Origin of the sequence: Aeromonas sp. QDB23 (assembly GCF_027707745.1) — a bacterium.
GTDB lineage: Bacteria > Pseudomonadota > Gammaproteobacteria > Enterobacterales > Aeromonadaceae > Aeromonas > Aeromonas allosaccharophila.
Map to the genome: position 1 here is coordinate 56,321 of NZ_JAPCJA010000001.1, position 19,246 is coordinate 75,566.

16 protein-coding genes are annotated in these 19,246 nt (G+C 60.6%); 3 read left to right on the forward strand and 13 right to left on the reverse strand.

Features of this window, described 5'->3' with window-relative positions; translation table 11 throughout:
* Positions 1-39 precede the first annotated feature (39 nt).
* The 7 genes from PG888_RS00240 to PG888_RS00270 all read right to left on the reverse strand — a co-directional run bounded on the left by PG888_RS00240 (position 40) and on the right by PG888_RS00270 (position 9,733).
* Positions 40-2,082, reverse strand: coding sequence for a TonB-dependent receptor (locus tag PG888_RS00240; RefSeq protein WP_270692545.1), 2,043 nt, complete (start codon positions 2,080-2,082; stop codon positions 40-42).
* Between the two features lie 292 nt (positions 2,083-2,374).
* Positions 2,375-3,412 (reverse strand): acyltransferase, encoded by a 1,038-nt coding sequence (locus tag PG888_RS00245; protein ID WP_270692544.1) that lies wholly within the window; start codon positions 3,410-3,412, stop codon positions 2,375-2,377.
* A 223-nt stretch (positions 3,413-3,635) separates the two neighbouring features.
* The gene (pbpG, locus tag PG888_RS00250; protein WP_005336410.1) at positions 3,636-4,547 is read right to left on the reverse strand and encodes a D-alanyl-D-alanine endopeptidase; all 912 of its coding nucleotides are present in this window, start codon (positions 4,545-4,547) and stop codon (positions 3,636-3,638) included.
* Between the two features lie 270 nt (positions 4,548-4,817).
* On the reverse strand, positions 4,818-6,284 hold the full coding sequence (yjeM, locus tag PG888_RS00255; RefSeq protein ID WP_270692543.1) for a glutamate/gamma-aminobutyrate family transporter YjeM: 1,467 nt from the start codon (positions 6,282-6,284) through the stop codon (positions 4,818-4,820).
* 435 nt (positions 6,285-6,719) lie between these two features.
* A complete protein-coding gene (locus PG888_RS00260) occupies positions 6,720-7,598 on the reverse strand; it encodes a DMT family transporter (RefSeq protein ID WP_333563448.1) in 879 nt (292 codons plus the stop codon).
* A gap of 33 nt (positions 7,599-7,631) precedes the next feature.
* Positions 7,632-8,555 (reverse strand): ABC transporter substrate-binding protein, encoded by a 924-nt coding sequence (locus PG888_RS00265; protein ID WP_270692541.1) that lies wholly within the window; start codon positions 8,553-8,555, stop codon positions 7,632-7,634.
* A gap of 122 nt (positions 8,556-8,677) precedes the next feature.
* Positions 8,678-9,733 (reverse strand): porin, encoded by a 1,056-nt coding sequence (locus PG888_RS00270; RefSeq protein ID WP_270692540.1) that lies wholly within the window; start codon positions 9,731-9,733, stop codon positions 8,678-8,680.
* Between the two features lie 218 nt (positions 9,734-9,951).
* Here PG888_RS00270 and glpX point away from each other — a divergent pair, with 218 nt between their 5' ends.
* Positions 9,952-10,962: a class II fructose-bisphosphatase gene (gene glpX / locus PG888_RS00275; protein ID WP_042061575.1), complete on the forward strand. Its 1,011-nt coding sequence runs from the start codon at positions 9,952-9,954 to the stop codon at positions 10,960-10,962.
* A 134-nt stretch (positions 10,963-11,096) separates the two neighbouring features.
* Positions 11,097-11,348, forward strand: a complete 252-nt coding sequence (locus PG888_RS00280; RefSeq protein WP_005336384.1) for a YkgJ family cysteine cluster protein — start codon at positions 11,097-11,099, stop codon at positions 11,346-11,348.
* 70 nt (positions 11,349-11,418) lie between these two features.
* Here the strand turns inward: PG888_RS00280 and PG888_RS00285 are convergent, their stop codons facing one another.
* Genes PG888_RS00285 through hemC form a run of 4 tightly spaced genes read right to left on the reverse strand, consistent with a single transcriptional unit; the run spans position 11,419 to position 15,299 of the window.
* On the reverse strand, positions 11,419-12,582 hold the full coding sequence (locus PG888_RS00285) for a heme biosynthesis HemY N-terminal domain-containing protein (RefSeq protein ID WP_270692539.1): 1,164 nt from the start codon (positions 12,580-12,582) through the stop codon (positions 11,419-11,421).
* Between the two features lie 10 nt (positions 12,583-12,592).
* Positions 12,593-13,642: a uroporphyrinogen-III C-methyltransferase gene (locus PG888_RS00290; protein WP_076495577.1), complete on the reverse strand. Its 1,050-nt coding sequence runs from the start codon at positions 13,640-13,642 to the stop codon at positions 12,593-12,595.
* Positions 13,639-14,373, reverse strand: coding sequence for a uroporphyrinogen-III synthase (locus PG888_RS00295; protein WP_270692538.1), 735 nt, complete (start codon positions 14,371-14,373; stop codon positions 13,639-13,641). The genes PG888_RS00290 and PG888_RS00295 overlap by 4 nt, the downstream gene beginning before the upstream one ends.
* Complete coding sequence (gene hemC, locus PG888_RS00300; protein WP_270692587.1) at positions 14,370-15,299, reverse strand: hydroxymethylbilane synthase; 930 nt, start codon at positions 15,297-15,299, stop codon at positions 14,370-14,372. Before hemC ends, PG888_RS00295 begins: the two co-directional genes overlap by 4 nt.
* Positions 15,300-15,622: 323 nt before the next feature.
* Here hemC and PG888_RS00305 point away from each other — a divergent pair, with 323 nt between their 5' ends.
* Positions 15,623-18,142 carry a class I adenylate cyclase gene (locus PG888_RS00305; RefSeq protein WP_042061565.1) on the forward strand — a complete coding sequence of 840 codons (2,520 nt, stop codon included), beginning with the start codon at positions 15,623-15,625 and terminating at the stop codon, positions 18,140-18,142.
* A gap of 67 nt (positions 18,143-18,209) precedes the next feature.
* Here PG888_RS00305 and PG888_RS00310 read toward each other — a convergent pair whose 3' ends face one another.
* The gene (locus tag PG888_RS00310) at positions 18,210-18,863 is read right to left on the reverse strand and encodes an alpha/beta hydrolase (RefSeq protein ID WP_270692536.1); all 654 of its coding nucleotides are present in this window, start codon (positions 18,861-18,863) and stop codon (positions 18,210-18,212) included.
* Positions 18,860-19,174, reverse strand: coding sequence for an iron donor protein CyaY (gene cyaY, locus PG888_RS00315; RefSeq protein WP_042655643.1), 315 nt, complete (start codon positions 19,172-19,174; stop codon positions 18,860-18,862). The genes PG888_RS00310 and cyaY overlap by 4 nt, the downstream gene beginning before the upstream one ends.
* Positions 19,175-19,246 lie beyond the last annotated feature (72 nt).

A 19,246-nucleotide genomic window follows, 5' to 3' on the forward strand; every position in this document is an offset into this window, starting at 1 on the left:
CCAGCAAGGGCTGGCCAGTCGGGGTGGTTGTCACTGGGATCAGAAACGGTAGGTACCGGTCAGGCTCAGCTGGCGGGGTGTGCCCGGCATGATCTGGGTGGCACTGGTGGCGCTGACGAAGTACTCGTGATCGGTCAGGTTTTCGGCGCTCAACTGGGCTTCCCACTGCTGCCAGCGATAACCGGCGCGCGCATCGAAGCGGGCGTAACCGGGCAGTGTGGTGGTGTTGGCGTTGTCGGCAAAGCGATCGCCCACCGCCGTTACGCCGGTTTCACCGAACCAGCCCAGCTCGCCACTCTTGTAGCCGAGATAGAACTGGCCATTCTGGCGGGAGACGTTCATCGGGCGCTTGCCCTGCAGGTCCGCATCCGCCTTGACCTGCTCCGCATCCTGGATGGCGAAGCCGCCACGCAGGTAGATCTCGTCGGTCAGTTCGGCGCGGGCGCTCAGCTCGATCCCCTCGGTACGCTGCAGGCCGGTGAGGATCACCTTGGTGGGATCCAGCGGATCCTTGGTGCGCTTGTTGTACATCTCCAGTCGATAGAGGGAGAGGGTGGTCGCCAGCTTGCCATTCAGCCAGTCACTCTTCACACCTCCTTCGTAGAGGCGGGTGTGTTGGGGTTCCAGCCCGTTATTCTTGTCGCCCGGGGTGATGCCGATCAGCTCGCCACCCACTGGAGTGAAGGTCTTGCTGTAGGAGGTGTAGAAGGCGTGATCCTCGAGGGGGTTCCACACCAGACCGAGGCGCGGGCTCAGGCTATTGACCGAGACGCTCTCCTCCTTGTTGAGGTCGTAGCGGCGACTGGTGACGGTGAAGTCGTCACGGCGCAGCCCGCCAACCAGATGCCAGTCACCCAGGCTGAGCTGATCCTGCAGATAGAGGCCATTGCCGCGCACCTTGTGTTTGGCGTCGCTGGAGAGCTTCATGGCACCATTGTAGGTAGGCAGCGAGCCAGGATCGTAGAGGTTGCCAGACGGGATGGCGGTGGCATTCTGGTAGAGCTTGGGTGTGCGCTCCTGCCAGTTCTGCTCGAAGCCAACCAGCAGACGATGTTCCACCGGGCCGGTCTGGAACAGACCCTCGGCCTCGGTGTTGCTGATCAGGTTCTTCGCTTTCAGATCCTGCTGCCAGCGGGAGCGGGTCACCTGATCCCCTTTGACGCTGGTGACATAGGTGTTGTCAAACTGGCTGTCGAGGGTGGAGTAACCGAGCTGCTGGCGCAGCTGCCACTGATCGTTGATGTCCCAGGAGAGGCGGGAACGGGTGGATTGCGCCACGTCATCGATGAAGTCACGGCTGGTATCGCTGTAAACATACTCCCGCGGCACATCGGCCGGGCGACCATTGACCCCGGGAATGCCGCGATCCGGGGTGCGGTCATGTTCGTTGCGCTCGTACTGCACCAGCCAGTTGAGGTTGTCGCTGATCTCCCAGTTGGCGGAAGGTGCCAGCAGGGTGCGCTTGCTCTTCACGCCGTTGCGGAAGCTATCTTTGTCCTCTTGCGCCATGTTGAGGCGCAGTTGCACCTGCTCACTCGCCTCGCCATTGAGGTCGGCTGCCAGCCGCTGGCTGTCAAAGCTGCCGACCCGGGCGGTGACGCTGGACTCCTGTCCTTTCTGTGGCTTCTTGCTGACCCGGTTGACGATGCCCCCAGTGCTGCCACGTCCGTAGAGCACGGCAGCCGGGCCCTTGAGCACTTCCACCCGCTCGATGTTGCCGAGATCCCGGGTGTACTGCATGTCGTCGCGGAATCCGTCGAGATAGAAGTCGTTGCTGGCGCTGAAGCCGCGGATATTGACCCCATCGAAGCGGGTGTCACCGCTGGCGTTGACCCCGGGAATGCCGCTCAGGGCTTCACTCAGCGTCGGTTGGCCGAAGGCGGTCAGCTCGCTGACCTTGACGCTGTCGATGGTCTGGGGCACCAGCTTGGCTGGCGTATTGGTACGGGTAGCGGTGGCAACTTCCTGATGCTGGGAACGTTTGCCAACCACAGTCATGGTTTCATCGGCGGCCTGGGCTGTGAAGCCGGTGCCCAGCAGTGCCAATGAGACCAGCGTTCTGCGAAAGTGAGGGTGCTGCATATTCAATATTGACTCTTTGGATGTCGACCTGACGGCTCGAACATATTGATTTAATTATAATTAGCCTGACCCGCTTAAGCGGGATGCCAATGATATTGATTTTCATTTGTCTGGCAAGGTGAAAATGGAGGGTTGCATTGGAGGCGGGTTGTGCGGTCGGGGGAGCTAGGCTGAAAAGCAGAGTCATTGCAGCAAACGGCGAGAATGAAGCGAGGGAAAAAGGGCGTAGCGGAAGAGAAAGGGGCTAAACGTGAAGAGGTATCCGGCCCGATAGGATGGGCCGGATACCGGATCAGTGGGTGCGCAGCAGTCGGCGGGTGAGGGGCAAGGCCGCCAGCAGGCGATAGACCAGCAGAGACGATCCCAGCAGCAGCGGCACCTTGGCGATCTCCCACAGGATGGATGCGCCCTGTGGGCCGAACACGAAGAGCCAGACCACCAGCATCATGTGCAGGCAGTAGAGCCCGAGCACTTTGGGGGCCTGACGTTCAAGCCAGCTGCCCTTGCCCCACTCGGGGTTGGCTAGCAGCAGGCCAAACAGACCGAGAGCCCAGGGAAGGGAGCCGAGCAGGAAGTCGTGGCGGGTGAGTGGCACCCCGGCGAAGTGCTGCAGCCCCCAGGCTTCACAGCCATAGAGCGCCACGCCCGCCAGCAGCAGTCGCCAGCCGGTGCGGGCATCGGGCTGCCACTGACGCTGGCGCAACAGGGCCCCGAGTGCCACAAACAGCAGGGAGAAGAAGGGGCCGTTACGGGTGAGCAGTGGCCACTCGGCACCCAGCAGCGGCTTGGCATAGGAGCCCCCCAGCAGCGCCAGCAGGTAGAGGCCAAGACCCAGCCAGATGGCGAGCGATGGTCTGCCAAGCCGGTAACAGAGTGCCAGCAGGGTCACCGCCATGATCAGGGCTGGCAGGAACCAGAGGTGGATCATGCCGCCCACCAGCCAGCCATTGAGGGGGTCGCCGAGCTGGAATTGCCACTGCCCGCGCAGGGAGGCCAGATAGCCTTGCTGCACGGCATCCAGCGGATTGAACGGCACCAGCAGGTAGACCAGACTCCATACCAGCCAGAGCAGCAGCAAGGGGTGGCAGTAGCGCCAGGCAACGGTCAGCGGCGCTTCGCGGCTCAGTCTCGGCTGCAGAAAGTAACCGGCACAGAGGAAAAACAGCGGCACGGCAAAGCGGCATAACTGGTTGATGGTGCCGCTCAGCCAGAGCCAGGATCCATTTCCCCACATGGCGGGATTGAACGGATTGGCGAAGGGGGATACGTGAATGGTCATCACGGCCAGAATGGCCAGTACCCGCCCGCACTCGATACTGGAAATACGCATGGTGGCTCGTCGTTACAGGGGTTGTGATGGCACGCTAAAATTCTTGCTGCCAGGTTACAACCAATTGATTCTATTAGTGTGAATCACGCTGTTGAGTAGTTACGTTTTGTAACGGGATGGCAGAAGGTGTTACCTGTAGCGGGAACTGGATCCCATTTTTTGGGCGCGCTCATGCAGATAAAAAAAGCGAGGCAGGTGCCTCGCTTGGTTGGGGAGCTCGAGCTTACTGGTGAGTCAGCATGCTGCTCTGGTTGGCTGCAAGGGTGGTTCTGCCCGAGCTCTCCAGCCAGGTTTTGATCCGCTTGGCATCGGCGACCCGATCGTTGGTGGTCTCGGCATTGAGCAGCACCATGATCACCGGCTCACGATTGACCTTGGTGCCCAGCACCAGACAGCGGCCCGCTTCGCGGATATAGCCGGTCTTGGAGAGGGTGAACTCCCATTGCCCTTCGCGGATCAACCGGTTGGAGTTGAGGTAGTGCAGCTGACGCTTGTTGGTGCGCACATAACTCTGCTCGTCGGTGGAGTACTGGCGGATCAGCGGATAGGAGGCCGCTGCGGCGGCGAGTTTGGCGAGATCCTGCGCGGTGGAGACATTGCGCGGGTTGAGCCCGGTACTGTCGGCGTAGCGGGTATTCCACATCCCCAGCATGCGGGCTTTGGCGTTCATCGCCTCGACGAAGGCACGCTGGCCGCCGGGATAGTGGCGGGCCAGCGCCGAGGCGGCGCGGTTTTCAGAGGACATCAGGGCGATATGGAGCATTTCGGCGCGACTGAGCCTGGAACCTATGGCCAGGCGCGAGCCGGTTCCCTTGATGCGGTCGATGTCGGCATTGGTCACGGTGAGCATTTCGTTGAGGCGCAGGTTGGCATCCAGCACCACCAGCGCCGTCATCAGCTTGGTGAGTGAGGCGATGGGCATTACCCGGTTGCCGTTGCGCTCGGAGATCACCTCGCCGGTTCTGTGGTTGGCCACCACGAAGGCAGCCGAGCTGAGGTTAGGCACATCCCGTCGCTCGAGAAAGCCGCTGCTGCTCTTGCTGCTGGCGGAAAAGGGGTTGGCATGGGCACTGTCCATAGTGGCCGGCAGCATTACTGCGCCAAGCAACAGGGGAAGGAGGGAACGCATCATCATGATCAGCTCTACCGGGCGAAATACAGGGATATCTCGCTAAGTTATATGTCGTGAACTGGCGCTTCACAATCATTCTCACCTTGATATTGATAATTTGCGGCGTTAAAAGGGCTCTGGCAGCGAAACGCGGGTGAAAATGGCCTCTCTGGAGTCTATTTATGGGGGCTGCCGACAGGACATCATGGTGAGGGTTTGCCGGGGCATGGCATCGCGGAGCAAGAAAAATCGGGACCAGAGCGGTCCCGATTGGCATGGTGCGTTGCTTACCGTTTAGTGGGCATCCTCCTGCTTGATCTTGAAGCGCATGGCGATCACCACGAACAGCAGCGGGCCAATGATGGTCCAGACGCCGGTGGAGATATCGCCGGAGATAAAGGGGGCCACCACGGTAAAGACGTTGCCGAAGGCGACCAGGATCAGGCTGATGATGGTGGCAAGCAGTACCGAGCCCGCGCTCTTGAAGAAGATCAGGTCCTTGCCCAGCGCCGGGTTGTTGCGATAGCTATACCAGGCGTAGATGAGGAACATGTAGGGCAGGGTCATGCCGACGTTGGTCATGGTGATGATCAGCTCATAGAGGGCGGCGGCCCCTTCCGGGTTGATCAGGGTGAAGATGGATTTGGCGGCAATGAACAGGCAGACCACCCAGGCTTGCATCTTGAGAGCTTCAATCCGCACGCCATTCTCGTTCTCGCGCTGGAAACGCTCCGGCCAGAAGTAGCTCGGGGTGCCGGTGATGAACTGGCGCAGCGGCGCGTAGGAGAGGGCGATAAAAGCACCCAGATAGCTCAGGAACATGCCCAATCCGGCAAAGCGCATGAATACCTGTCCCAGCCACTCGCCACCCAGATGGCGCCCCAGCTCCAGCATGATGATGAAGAGGGCGGAGAGAGAGGTGATCCCCTCGGCCGGGAAGTCGCTCCAGCGCATGATGGAGCCGACCGCCAGAAAGCCGATGATGTAGCAGAGAACGATGAAGGCGCCGGAGAGGAAGATGCCGCGCTTGAGGTCACGCTCGGGATCTTCCAGCTCGTCAGCCACCCCGGCCATCGCCTCGACCCCGCCGTAGGCGAAGATGGCGAACACCATAAAGCCGAGGAAGGGGATGATGTCGTTGAAAGCGGCATTGGGAGACGCCGTCAGCGATGCCTGGGTGAAGGGCTCCTGCAGAGTCATGCCGCTCACCGCGAAGGTGAAGACGCCACCGACCAGCAGCAACACGTTGAGTGCCACCACGGAGAGACCGCCGATGGCCGCCACTTTAGCGAAGCGGGCGCTGCCCAGAGTGATGAGCTTGGTGACGGTGGCAACCAGCGCGATGGCGACCACGCCCAGAATAAAGGGGCCGAAGTCGACCCCAGTGCCCAGGGTGACCGGGATGACGGTGATGTCGCGGCCAAACAGCATGAAGGAGAGGGGCACCCACATAGAGAGCGCCTTGCCAAACATCCAGATGACGTAGGAGGCGAACCACATGGTCAGACCGATAAAGGCGAATCGGGTCGAGACCGAGTGGCGCATCCAGGTAAAGATACCGCCCGCCTCTTTGCGAAAGCCGGTGCCGAATTCGATCATCATCAAAATGAACGGGATGAAGAAGAACAGTCCGCCGATCACGAACATCGGAATGGCGGCATATCCCATTCGGTAAAAACCGATCCCGATATTAGTGACGCCAAATACCGATGTTAATATCATCAATATAAAGGCGCCCAACTTCAGCTTTTTTGCTGACATATTAAAAACTCCCTGATGGTGCTGGATTTAAAATAATCAAAAATTAAACGGACGAAACCGGACCCATTAATAACGCGGTAGCGCCATGCCATCCTGCTGTGGCGGGCGCGATCAGGTCATCTCTGACCGGGCTGGCTTACCGGTCAGGCGGTCAATGAATGTATGGGTGGAGCGGCATGGTCTGTGCCATGCGAGGTATTGGTCAGCGTTGCCGAAAATTAACTGTGAACGATTTTATCATTAATGTTGCTGGGCAGGTAAGTTTCCCGAATGAAGCTGTGGTTGAAATAAACAGGCCTGCCAGTTAATTGATACGTTGCGGATGTAAACATTTACGCCAGGGCTGACACTTATTTCCATTATTGGTATTCGGCATATTTGGCGGAGTGAATTACGCCACCCTGTCAGATAAATCCGCACCAATGGCGACAGCGCTTATCCTCCCAGCCGGGTCAGCAGCACGCCGCCGGTAATAATGGCCGCCGCCGTCAGCCGCACGCGCCCGAGCGGCTCTTTCAGCAACCAGACCGAGAGCAGCATGGCAAACAGCACGCTGCTTTCACGCAGAGCCGCGACCACGCCAATGGGGGCTTGGGTCATGGCCCAGATGACAATCCCGTAGGCGAGCAGTGACATGGCGCCTCCTGCCATGCCTGACAGTGCATGGCGGCGGATTTGGCGCCATGCGTTGCGTTTCTGGTGGACGATCAGCACCAGCAGCATCGCCAGCCCGGTACAGGCAAAGAGCCAGAGTGTGTAGCGTACCGGTTCACCCCCTGCGCGCGCGCCGGCCCCATCCGAGAGGGTATAGGTCGCCGTGAACATGGCAGTGATCAGTGCCGCCCGAACCGCTTTGCTGCCAAGGCGCTGCTGCCCCCCTCGCCAGGCCATCAGCAAGACCCCCATGATCAGCACGCAGGCGCCGAGGATGCCGCCGTAGCCGGGGTAGTCCCCCAGCAGCATGGCACTTAACACCATGGCAAGCAGCGGGGCACTGCCACGGGCCAGCGGATAGATCTGGCCAAAATCGCCCTGATTGTAGGCATGGCTGAGAAAAAGGCAGTAACCGGTATGGAGCAGGATCGAGAGGCCGAGCCAGGGCAGCTCGGCTGCGGAGGGAAGCCCCATGGGCAGCACTGCTACGGCGGCGATAAGCCCGGAGAAGATCGCCACCAGCGACACGCCCACCAGCCGCTCTTCGCCTATTTTGACCAGCGCATTCCAGCTGGCGTGAAGCAGGGCGGCCAGCAGGACGGCAAAAAAGACGGTAGTGCTCATGGGGGCAGGCTCTCGGGCGATGGGGGCCAACAGCATACCCGCCCGGAGCCTGATTGGCCGAGATCTGTATCAAGGCTTCGGCTTTTCGGGGCTCGCCTCCTGTGTGGAGGCGTTGCCCAGTTGTCCCAGCACCAGCTTGGGATTAGGGTCGGTCTGCAGCGGTATATCCTGCAGCTGTGTTCCCTGCTGGTGGCGATGGATGATCCCGGCGGCCATCTTGCCCAGCGCCTCGTAGCTGCTGATGGTGCCAACGCTACAGCCGTGCTCGACGAACAGTTCGGCACTGCAGATGGTGGGGATAGCGGCCTCGTTCAGTGCATTCAGCAAACGGGGGGCGATGGAGAGCAGATAGCTGTCTGCGGCCAGAAAGACGATGTCATTTTTGGCATCCTGTTGCAGCCGCTTCAGTTCGTTGTCCAGCCGCCGTGGGTCAGGGGCCATCCGCCAGGTGACCATCTGCCATTGATAGCGTTTCGCCTCGTTGAGCAACATATCGGCCACCAGCAGGGTGTTCTGCTCCCGCGGGTTGAAGGGCAGTAGCAGCCGTTTGCTGGTGGCCAGATGCTCGCTGGCATTGGCCAGTTGCAGCGCCATCGGCACCATGTTGCTCACCCCGGCCACCATGCTGTTCTGGGTTTTGTCTTCCGAGAGGATGCCTGCTCCGACCGGATCGGAGACCACGTTGAAGATCAGTGGCTTGCGGTTGGCCAGCAGACTCTTGGTCATGGTGGTGGCGGTGGTGCCAAAGGTGTAGATGTAGTCGTACTCTGCCAGTTTCGGCAGCATCTGCTGGCGCAGCATGGTCGCCAGCGCCGTGCGATCCTGATCTGCGTTATAGGTGGTGATGGTGGCCTGATAGCCAAGTCTGGTCAGCTCTGCCCGAAAGCCCGCTTCGGCCGCGGTTTCGCCGCGCCACAGCACCATGGCGATAGAGAGTGCGTGAGCCGGCAGGGACAGCAACAACAGTAGTGTGACAAGCAGTTGACCCCTCATTTTCTCACCTCCCGTGCAGACCCTTGTCTGATGAGCCTAGGCCACTTTCTCCGGTCGTGAATGGCGCGCAGCAAAAAGCGCGATGGCAAGCCATCGCGCTTTTGGTATCCATCATGACCCGATTAGAAGTCGTAACGGGCAGCCAGCTGGAAGTCATCCTGGTTGGCCGTCGCCTTGCCGGCAACGCTGTCCAGATTGTTGATGCGGTACTCGCCAATCACCCGCAGGTTCTTGTTGAACTTGTACTGGGCACCCAGGGTGTAGTAGTCCACGTTGTCTTTCTTGATACCAGCCTTGTCCTGCTCCTGCTTGTTCCACAGGGCCATCAGACCGAAGCCGTTCTCGAAGTTGTAGCCCAGCGCGGCTTCCCAACCGGTGTGATCGGTACCGGTCGCCAGGAAGTCGCTGCCATCGGCATAGCTCAGGGCGGCGTAGGCGGCCTTGTTGTCGAATTTGGCGGAGATCAGCCACAGCTTGGCATCTTCTTCACCGCTCTTGTCGCGCAGGCCGACGTTGTAGGCGGTACCCAGTGACAGGTTGAACGGGAAGGTGTAGGCCACGGCAGCACCGTAGGCCGCGTCGCTATCCTTGCTGGTGGTCTCTTCGGTGTCACCACCGTCGAACTTGTAGCTGGTGTCGAGCTGGAAGCCATTGAACAGGCCGGAGTATTTCAGTACGGAACCGGCACGGTTGGTGGCGAAGGTGTCGGTCTTGGCGCCCAGCGCTTCGTTGCCGTAGCCGTCGGAGAGGGAGACATCAGTCCAGTCGGCCAGGAAGCCCGGGGCCCCTTTCTGGCGACCGAAGGTCACGGTGCCCCAGTCAGCGCCCACACCGGCAAAGGCCAGACGGGTACGCAGGTTGTCGGAGTTTTCGGTGATGGTCTTCTCGCTGTCGTTGATGTACATCTGCACTTCGTACTGGGCCAATGCTTTCAGACCGCTCTGGATCTGGGTCTCGGCCTTGGCGCCGAAGCGGACAAACTGGTTGGCACCCTGTTTGTCGCTGTACTCGCTTTTCGGTTTGCCGCTGGCATCCAGTTCCTTCTTGTCACCGAAGAAGTGGCCAGCGTAGATACGGCCATAGAGATCCAGCATGGCGGTGTCATTTTTATACACTTCAACGGCTTGAGCCTGGAAGGCTGCGGTCAGAGCCAGTGCCACTACAGTCAGCTTTTTCATCTTAATCCCTTGTGTTGCAAGCTTTTGTTTTGAAGACGGGGCCATGCTAGGCAGCAGGGATGACAGCGGGGTGACAGTTGGGTGAAGAGTCGATGGCAATTGGATTGCATTTGGATGAATTGGCTACATTCTTGCTCGCAACGGCTACTTTTGTGCGCAAAGGTTTGCCCTTGTGGTAGAATGCCGCCCGTTTTCGAGCTCCATAGGTTGGATATGCGATGAGACGTGAACTGGCAATCGAGTTTTCCCGAGTGACGGAAGCGGCTGCACTGGCTGGCTACAAGTGGCTCGGACGTGGTGACAAGAATATCGCTGATGGTGCGGCCGTAGCGGCCATGCGCCACATTCTCAACCAGATCGAGATCGATGGTGAGATTGTTATCGGCGAAGGTGAAATTGATGAAGCGCCGATGCTCTATATCGGTGAGAAGGTCGGTACCGGACACGGCGACGCGGTGGATATCGCGGTCGATCCTATTGAGGGTACCCGCATGACCGCCATGGGTCAGGCCAACGCGCTGGCTGTGCTGGCGGTGGGCGACAAGGGTTCCTTCCTGAAGGCACCTGACATGTACATGGAAAAGCTGATCGTCGGGCCCAAGGCCAAAGGCGCCATCGACCTGAATCAGGCTCTCGAGCTGAACCTCAAGTCCGTGGCCAAGGCGCTGGGCAAGCCGCTCTCCCGTCTGACCGTCATTACGCTGGCCAAGCCGCGTCATGACAAGGCGATCAAGGAGATGCAGGGTCTGGGCGTGCGGGTGTTCGCCATTCCTGATGGTGACGTTGCCGCCTCCATCCTCACCTGTCTGCCGGACAGCGAAGTCGACATGCTGTATGGCATCGGCGGCGCACCGGAAGGGGTGATCTCCGCTGCGGTGATCCGCGCGCTGGATGGCGACATGCAGGCCCGTCTGGTGCCGCGTCACCGCGTCAAGGGCGACAGTCCGGAAGTGCGTGCGCTGGGCGAGCAGGAAATTGCCCGCTGCGAAGCGCTGGGTATCGATGTGAACAAGGTGCTCAAGCTGGAAGACATGGCGAAGAATGACAACGTCATCTTCTCCGCCACCGGCATCACCAAGGGTGATCTGCTGGACGGTATCACCAGCGATGGCGTGATGGCGACCACCGAGACCCTGTTGATCCGTGGTAAATCTCGCACCATCCGCCGCATCAAGTCGATCCATTACCTGGAACGCAAAGACAGCGTGGTACGCGACATCATCCTGTGATGATGGCTCGCTGAACTTCCCGTGTTGTCTGAAGCCCGATCGCCTGTGCGGTCGGGCTTTTTGTTGTGCGCCAGCTACGTTTGTGCCGCCGCTTCGGCTATGGTGGCTCAGATCGTCCCAAAGGAGTGGAGTCTATGGAGTGTCGTAGCGGCTGCGCTGCCTGTTGCATCGCCCCCAGTATCAGCAGTGCCATTCCCGGTATGCCAGATGGCAAACCGGCTGGCGTCCCCTGTATCCAGCTCGACAGCGCCCTCGGCTGCAAGATCTTCGGTCAACCGGAGCGGCCGGCGGTGTGCGGCGGTTTTCGCCCCATGATGGATGTGTGCGGCAGCCACCGTGCCGAGGCCATCTGGCTGATCGGCGAGCTGGAGCGGCTCACTACCTGACGAGGGCAGGGCGACGAGATAAAAAAAGAGGCCGCATCATGCGGCCTCTCGCGTTTCTGTTTGCCGGGGATCAGACCCCCGCCAGCGCCAGTGCCTGACGATAGTACTCGTTGGCCTTGTTGGTGAGGCGGCGCTTGTCCATCAGCTGGCCGAGAGCGTGGTAGGCGGCGGCGCTCGGCGCCCGCTCCACTTCCTGCTCCAGCAGCTTCTGGGCGTCGTCCAGCTGACCGGCCAGCAGATAGAGCTGGGCCAGTGCGGTGTCCACCTCCGGTTGCCCCTGCTGTTTTTGCAACAGCGCCAGCAGTGGCTGGTAGCTGTCGAGTTTCAGCTTGGGCAGGCGAGCCAGCAGTTGTGGCATCGGCTGTTTGCGCAGCGCCTCCTGCCACAGGGTGGCGGCTTCGTTGTCGGCACCGAGCTGGCGCAGCAGATCGCCGTAGCAGGCCAGCAGTTCCGGCTCAAGGCGCAGCTTGCGCGGCAGATCCTGCCATACCGCCTTGAGGGTTTCGAGACTGCCGGCAGCCTGTTGCAGGCGGCCACACCAGGCCTGTTGCAGCAGATCTTCTTCCTGTTTCGGGGTCAGCTTGCCCACCTTGTGCAGCGCCGGGATCAGGTCGCACAGGGCGCTCCAGTCCTGACGGGCCAGATGCACCTGACGCAGCTGATCCAGCACCATGGGGTGGCGCGGGTTAAGGGCGTAGACCGACTCCAGCATCGCCAGCGCGGTATCGTACTGGCCCTGCTCGATCTGCAGCTGGGTCTGGGTCAGGGTGAGCGCCAGTTCGGCCTTGGGGTTCTCCTCCTGCGCTTTTTGCAGGTATTGATCCCGGCGAGCGTCGTCACCACGGGCCTGCGCCGCCTTGGCGGCGCTCAGGTAGTTGAGCAGCGGGGTGTCGCTGTTGCTGGCCCCCTTGATCAGCAGCTTTTCGGCCTGACTGTATTGCCCTTCGGCCATCGCCAGGGTGGCGGCAACGGTCTGCTGATTGGCCTTGCGGCGGCGGCGCGAGCCGTACCAGCCGAGGGTCTTGCGGCGCAGGCCGAACACCCGGCCCAGCAGCCACTCGACGATCAGCAGGGCGCCGTAGAACAGCACGGCCAGGATCACCGCACTGGTGACGGAGGATTCGATGGTGTAATTGCCAAGGGCAATCAGCACATAGCCCTTGTTGCCTGAGGCTTGCGGGCCAAAGATCAGCCCTGCGACCATCACGGCAACCAGAATGATTATACGGATCATGGTGCCCTCCTCAGCTGCTGGCCAGAATGCGTTGCAGGCGTTCGGTCAACACCTGCTCCAGCATGGCCTGGGTCTTGAACTGGGCCGGATAGTCGATCTGGATCTGCTCACCCTTGAGCTTGTCGATCTCGCCCTGCATGTAGCGGGTGGCGCTGTTGTCGGTATCGAAATACTGGGTCAGCCAGCGCTGGGCCTTGTCCAGACTGTCTTCGTAGAGCGCCTGCTGCTCGCGATAGACGGAGAGCTGGGCCTGCAACAGCTTGGTCTTGAGGTTTTCACGCAGGAAGATCTCCTGCTGCGGCGAGAGCAGCGCCTCGACCGCGCCATCGCGGCGGCGGATGGTGACGAAGTTCTCGGTGAACTTGACCCAGTTCTTCTTCAGGTTGCTCTCCCACTCGTCGGGATTGGTGCTGACCGCCTGATCCGGTTCGGCCTTGGCTTCCGGCATGCTGACGGTGGAGAGGGGCAGCAGCTCGATCTGGTCGGACAGCGCGGCCAGCTTGAGGGTCAGTCCCTCGCGGTCGATGCGCGGCATCCCCTTGAGCTTGGCGATATCCTCGGCCAGCGCCTTGCGGATCGGCATCAGGCTGGGGTCGTTGAGGGCGGCGATGCGCTCGTCGGCGTTGCCGAGCAAGGTGATGGCGGAGACGAGGTCATGCTCCAGCCACAGCTTGCGGCCCGCCATCCGTACCAGGTACTCGGATTCGGCCAGCATCCAGTCGTTGGGGCGCTTGTCGTTGAGATCCAGTACCCGATTCTGCAGGCCCTGCATCTCCCCCTGCAGCCGCTGCTGGGTTTGATCCAGCGCGGCCAGCTGCTCGGCATCCTTGCTGCTGGTCTGGTCGATCTTGCTCAGGGCGCTCGCCAGCTGCTGCTTGAGCTGGGCCAGTTCGGCCTGCTGGGCCACGGCATTCTTGTGACCGTGCAGATAGAGACCGCCGGTCAGGCCAAGGGCCAGCAGGATGGCGACCCCTCCCAGTACGGCACCGGAGCGGCTCTTGCTGCCATTGACCACAGCGGTCGGCTGGGGTTTGACCTGGGATTCTTGTTGTTCTGTCATTCCATCTTCCTCAGTTCCAGTGCGGCCATCAGGGCCTGGTTGGATGCACCTTGGGCAATCGTGATATGGATAAAGCCCGCTGCGCTGGCCATCTCGGCCACGCGCGGACTGGGGACCACCAACAGGCGGTCAAAAAGCCAGGGCCGCTGGTGGTCGGGAACCAGCTCCAGCAGCCGTTGCAACAGTTCACCACTGGTAATGAGCAGGCTGTCCAGCCCCGCTGCCTGCCAGTGGTGGGTCAATCTGTTCCCGTCTAGCTCGGGGTAGTGGCGCTCATAGGCCGCACAATAGTGCACCAGAGCACCGCGTGAGGCCAGCGTGCTGGCGATGAGATCCCGCCCGCCATTGCCCCGCAGGATCAGCACCCGTTTGCCTGCTACCTGCTGCAGTTCGGGCAGGGCTAGCAGCCCCTCGCTGCGCGGGTCATCCGGGCAGGTCGCGGTTATGCCGACGGCGGCAAAGGCATCGGCGCTGGCCTGACCCACCGCAAAGTACTCAATATGTGGCCAGGTCTGACCAGTTTGCAACAGAAAATCGTGTGCAAAATGAACGGCATGGATGCTGACTGCGATAACCATGTCGGCACTGCGCAGCAGGTCGGGTAAGCGAGGGAGTTCACTGCCTGCCACGGTTTCCAGCAGCGGGCAGCAGAGTGGTGCATGACCGTGCTGGCGCAGCAACTGCACCAGCTCGGCGGCCTGAGCGGCCGGACGCACCACCAGCGGGGTCATGCGCGGTAGACCTCGGCCAGGATCTCGTCGGCCCCGGCGGCCAGCAGGCGCTGGGCCAGTTGCTCGCCGAGGGCCTCGCCATCGGCCTGCGGGCCGCGGATCTCGTCACGGATCACCTGAGTGCCATCCGGGCTACCCACCAGACCGCGCAGCCAGATCTGCTCGCCCTCGACCAGTGCATAGGCACCGATAGGCACCTGACATCCCCCTTGCAGGGCGCGGTTCATGGCGCGCTCGGTCAGCACCCGGGCGCGGGTCTCGGCGTGCTCCAGCGGCGCCAGCAGGGCGTGCAGTTCTACATCGTCGAGGCGGCATTCGATACCGACGGCGCCCTGACCGTTGGCGGGCAGGCTCTGTTCCGGCTCGATAAAGGCGGTGATGCGCTGCGCCATCTCCAGTCGTTTCAGACCTGCGGCGGCGAGGATGATGGCGTCGTACTCACCGGCATCCAGTTTGGCGAGGCGGGTGTTGACGTTGCCACGCAGGTCGCGGATCACCAGATCCGGGCGGGCGGCGCGCAACTGGCACTGGCGGCGCAGGCTGGAGGTGCCGACCACGGCCCCTTGCGGCAGTTCGGCAATGGCCTTGAAACGGTTGGAAACGAAGGCATCGCGGGGATCTTCCCGCTCGCAGATGGTGTGCAGACCGAGCCCCTCGGGGAACTCCACCGGCACATCTTTCATGGAGTGAACGGCGATATCGGCCCGTCCTTCCAGCATGGCGGTCTCCAGCTCCTTGACGAACAACCCTTTGCCACCGACCTTGGCCAGCGGGGTATCGAGGATCTTGTCACCCTGAGTGCTCATGGGCACCAGTTCGACCTGCAACTGCGGGTGCAGGGCTTCGAGCCGGTCTTTGACAAAGTTGGCCTGCCACAGGGCCAGCGGGCTCTTGCGAGTGGCAATTTTCAGGGTTCGGGCTGCCATATCAATCAGTTGTTTCATTTTTAGAAGGAAATCGATATTACCACCCTTTGCCCGGGCTTTCATGGCGGAGCCGGCAAAAGCGGGGCCAAGCTCAAAAATGCATGCTGAAAATGATTTTCATTAAGTCATGCCAGATGATTAATTCATTGAATGTATTGGAATTTAACGATTTCTCCTGATACTTTTTGTGGTCATACCAGAAATAATCTGACGATTAGCGGAAGGCTTGTTTACCACTGCTGTTTGCATTGTTAACATGATCACACTTTTTTGACGTATCCCCCTTTTGGTGCGTCATTTTCACCTAGGTGATAGGCAGGGCATTGCAGGAACACATCGATACGCTGGTTGCGCGTTATGACGACATTACCCGTCTCAAGACGCAACGGGCGTTAGGCCTCATGAGTCGCTATGGGCAGCAGGTATTCCAACTGCTGCCTGTCATGCTGCACTTCAATCACCCCCTGCTGCCCGGTTATGTCTCCGGTGATGTTCCTCATGGCATCTGGAGCTTCAGCGCCACCGCCGAGCAGCAAGCCTTTATCGATGACCTCTGTCGCAACGCCAACTGTCAGAACGGTCTTGCCACCCATGATCGGGCCATTCAGGGGCTCTACTCCATGGGCAGCACCTCTTCCATCGGGCAGTGCTGTCACTCCGATCTCGATATCTGGGTCTGCCACGTGGCCGGTTTGTCGCAGGAGCGGCTCGATCTGCTGGAGCTGAAGTGCCAGCAACTCTCCAAGTGGGCCGAACAGCGCGGGGTCGATCTCAACTTCTTCCTGATCCCGGAAGACAAGTTCCGCCAGACCAATGATGCCCAGATGCAGGGTGAGAGCTGTGGCAGTGCCCAGCACCTGCTGCTGCTCGACGAGTTCTACCGCAGTGCCATGCATATCGCGGGCAAGCGCTTGATCTGGTATCTGGTGCCCATCGAGTGTGACGAACACTACGATGAGTATGTGAACGAGCTGTTCGAGAGCGGCAAGCTCAAGCAGGACGACTGGCTCGATCTGGGCAGTTTTGACCGTATTCCGGCCGAAGAGTATTTCGGCTCCGCCCTGTGGCAGCTCTACAAGGGGATCGACTCCCCCTACAAGGCGGTGCTCAAGTCGGTGCTGATGGAAGCCTACTCCCACGAGTACCCCAATACCCGTCTGCTGTCGATGACTGGCCGTGACTGGTTCCAGCACAACGAGGGGATGCACTACCGGCTCGACAACTACTGTCTGATGCTGGACAAGGTGACCAACTACCTCAAGTCCATCGGCGACATGGCGCGGCTCGATCTGGTGCGTCGCTGCTTCTACCTCAAGGTGTGCGACGGCCTCAGCCATCCCAAGGATGATCACTCCCCCGAGTGGCGCCGCGAGCAGATGAGCCAGCTGGTCTCCTACTGGGGCTGGAGTCAGGACAAACTCTATCAACTCGATCACCGCCACGAGTGGAAGATCGAAGAGGTGAAGATCGCCCACGCCGAGCTGCTGGAAGCCCTGATGCAGAGCTACCGCAACCTGATCCAGTTTGCCCGTCGCAACAACATCAGCGAGTCGATCAACCCGGAAGATATCGGCATTCTGTCGCGCAAGCTCTACGCCGCGTTCGAGAGCCTGCCGGGCAAGGTGCAGCGCATCAACCTCAAGATCGCGCCGGATCTCAGCGAGCCGGATCTCAGCTTCGTGCAGGTGCCCCACGGTCGCCTCAACCGCGCTGGCTGGTATCTCTACAAGCATTCGCTGGAACCGGTGGACATCATTGGCCGCGCGCCGCTCGAGTTTAACGGCTACATCAGCAAGCTGGTCTCCTGGGCCTACTTCAACGATCTGTTGACGCCCCAGTCGCGGGTGCACCTGTTCAATCAGGGGTCGGATCTGCACATCGACAATCTGCACCAGTTCTGTCGCGATCTCTCCGGCTGCTTCCCCGAGAAGTACCCGCTCGCCACCAACCTGGCTCTCAGCCGTCCGTGCGAGATCCGTCAGCTCTCCATCTTCCTCAATCTGGAGATGGACCCGACCAGTCACTGGGTCGGTCAGGTGATCGAATTTGACGCCAACACCGTGGATGTCTTCTCGTTCGGCCGCAATCAGGAGTGTCTGGTGGGCTCGGTGGATCTGGTCTATCGCAACTCCTGGAGCGAGATCCGCACCCTGCACTTCCAGGGGGACGAGGCGGTGGTCGATGCCCTCACCACCATCCTCGGCAAGATGCATCAGGATGCTGCCGCCCCCGAGATGATCGAGGTGTTCTGCTACAGCCAGCACTTCCGCTCTCTGGTGCGATCCCGCTTCCAGACGCTGGTGGCGGAGTGTATCGACCTGCGTCTTGCCCGCGACAAGCAGCAGCTGGTCAAGACCATGGCCCTTGGCCGCGAGAAGTACGGCATCTTCTTCGAGCGGCGCGGGGTATCGGTCAAGAAGCTGGAAAACGCCATCGATTTTTACCGCCACATCTCCCACAACAAGCTGGATCACCTGCCGCTGCGGCTCGACAAGACCCACAGCCAGCATCTGCCGAGCATCGTCGATGCCTACGCCAGCGAAGGGCTGGTGCAGTTCTTCTTCGATACCCGGGATGCGGGCACCAACATCTATATCCTTGATGAGGCGAACCGGGTGGAGATCTACCAGCACTTCGCTGGCAACAAGGATGAGCTGGTGGCGGGGGTCAACCGCTTCTACACCTCCAATCACGAGCGGTTTAGCGATGACGGCCAGTTCATCAACTTCAACCTGCCCCAGTACTACGAGATAGTACAAGTGAATGGCGAGCTGGATGTGATCCCCTATCGCAGTCAGGGCACTCTGCGTGAACAGGTGCCGCCCACTCGGGAAGTGGGCTGACCCGCCAGTGGTAATCGCCATAAAAAAACGGCCTGCAGATGCAGGCCGTTTGCTTTATCGGGGTAGCTCAGGCGCCGAGGCGAGCCAGCAGCCAGCTGCGAATGTCGCCGAGCTGCGGACGGCAGATCTCGTGGCGCATCGGGTACTCGTGCCACTCGGGGGCGAGTCCGGCACTTTCCAGCCGGTTCTTGGCATCCCAACCGAGCGACAGGCTCACCACATCGTCATAGATGCCGTGCATGTAACAGATGGGCAGGGAGCGAGCGGCCTCGCTCATCTCGCCGAGCAATTTATCGGGGGCGGCCAGATAGGTGGACATACAGAGCAGGCCTGCCAGCGTTGCCTGATAGCGCAGCGCGGTGAAGGAGGCAATCACCCCGCCCTGAGAGAAGCCCGCCAGCACGATGCGCTCGGGGGCAAACCCGTCGGCCACCAGCTGATCGAGCAGGGTGGCAATCTGGTCGGCCGAGTCACGGACATGGGACTCCACGGCCCGCTCGGCGGGATCCTCGAAGCTCTTGATGTCGTACCAGCCGCGCATCTTGTAGCCCATGTTGATGGTGATGGATCGCTCGGGGGCATCCGGCAGCAGGTGACGCACCGGCAGATCGGCGGGCAGGTCCAGCGCGTCCACCAGCGGGGCGAGACCGGCGCCGGAATCCCCCAGCCCGTGCAGCCAGATCACCGCGTGACGGGCGCCCTGCGGGTGCAGGTCGATCATGGGAACACCACGGTTTCGCCAGCCTGGGCGGTGCAGGACTTGCTCAACAGCGCCTTGAGCTCGTGTCCGAAGCGGTTGTCGATCCAGGTGTCACCCTGCAGGTCGAAGTGGAAGCCGTTCTCGCGGGTGGCGACCCAAATCTGGTGCAGTGGCTCCTGCTTGTTGATGATGACCTTGGTCTTGTTCTCGAAAGAGAGGGTCAATACGCCGCCGTTGCGCTCGCAGTCGATATCCGGATACCCCTCGTCGAGAGTGTCTTCCACATATTGGAAAAAGGCGTCGGTCAGGGCGTGATACTCGTGATCCTTCATCGGTTTATCCTGTTGCTTTTAACAATGTGAGTGCGATTATAGAGGGCCAAAAATTTTTTCGCAGCGAACCAT